The 1,186-nt window shown below is 73.9% G+C and carries 2 protein-coding genes; both read left to right on the forward strand.

Annotation, left to right across the window (positions count from 1 at the left end):
- A partial coding sequence (locus AC1DUQ_RS21845; protein WP_477074649.1) for a M15 family metallopeptidase occupies positions 1 to 459 on the forward strand: 459 nt, incomplete at its 5' end.
- A gap of 43 nt (positions 460 to 502) precedes the next feature.
- On the forward strand, positions 503 to 1,186 hold a 684-nt coding region (locus AC1DUQ_RS21850; RefSeq protein WP_477074650.1), incomplete at its 3' end, for an AAA family ATPase.

Below are 1,186 nucleotides of genomic sequence, written 5' to 3' on the forward strand. Positions count from 1 at the left end.
GCCGCGCAGGCCGCCGCGGAGGCCGAGGCCGCCACCCGTGCCGCGTGGAAGCAGTCGCTCCTCGGCTACGCCAACGGCAAGATCCCCGACTCCGCCCTCTGCGGCGTGAGCTTCGACTCCTCGGTCCGGCTGCGCTGCGACGCTGCCGAGCAGCTGGACGTCCTCAACTCCGCCTTCCGTGCCAAGTTCGGCACGAACCTCACGATCAGCGACTCCTACCGCTCCTACGCCGGCCAGATCCTGTGCAAGCGCACCAAGGGCTACCTCTGCGCGACGCCCGGCACGTCCAACCACGGCACGGGTGTCGCGGTGGACCTCGGCGGCGGCATCGAGACCTTCGGCACCAAGCAGTACCGGTGGATGACGGCCAACGCTCCGGCGCTGAACTGGACGCACCCGTCGTGGGCCGAGAGCGGCGGCAGCAAGCCCGAGGCCTGGCACTGGGAGTACACGGACTGACCCGTCGGCCCAGACCCGGCACGGCGGCCCTACGATCGGGCGCATGAGCACCTCGGCCGAGCCGGGGCGGACGTGGCCCCTGGTGGGCCGCGCCGCCGAGCTCGACGACCTCGACGACCTGTTGTCGACGGCCGCCGACGGGGTCGGCATGACGGTGCTGCTCGAGGGTGAGGCCGGCGTCGGAAAGACGAGCCTGGTCGATGCACTGCGCGGCTCGGCCAGGCTCCTGGACGTCGAGCTGCGCACCGCGCGCGCCACGGAGCTGCGCAACTGGCCGTATGCCTTGCTCTCCGACGCGCTGCTGGTGCGCTCGGGACGGTCGAGCCGTGGCCCGGTCGAGGCGGAGCTGACCGACCTGCTCGACGCGATCTACGCCGACCCCGTCCGGTCGGTCGCCCGCCACGACCGCGCGGCCGAGCTGTTCGCCGCCCTGCTGCGCCGCCGCGGGGACAGTCGCCCGTGGGCCCTGGTGCTCGAGGACGTGCACGAGGCGGACGCCCCCTCGCTCGAGGTGCTCCTGCAGCTGGCGCACGAGGGTGCGGTGCCCCGGGCGCTCGTCGTGCTCACCATGCGTCCGGTGCCCTACCGCCCCGAGCTCGCGGCGGTCGTCGCCGCCTGGACGCGGGCGGGAGCCCGGTACCTCGAGCTGCGGCCGCTGAACGCCCGCGCCACGGTGGAGCTCGCCGAGAACCTCGTCGGCAGCCCGCTGGGGCCGTCGCTGCGCGGC

This window comes from Cellulomonas sp. P4_B5_2 (genome assembly GCF_056402235.1).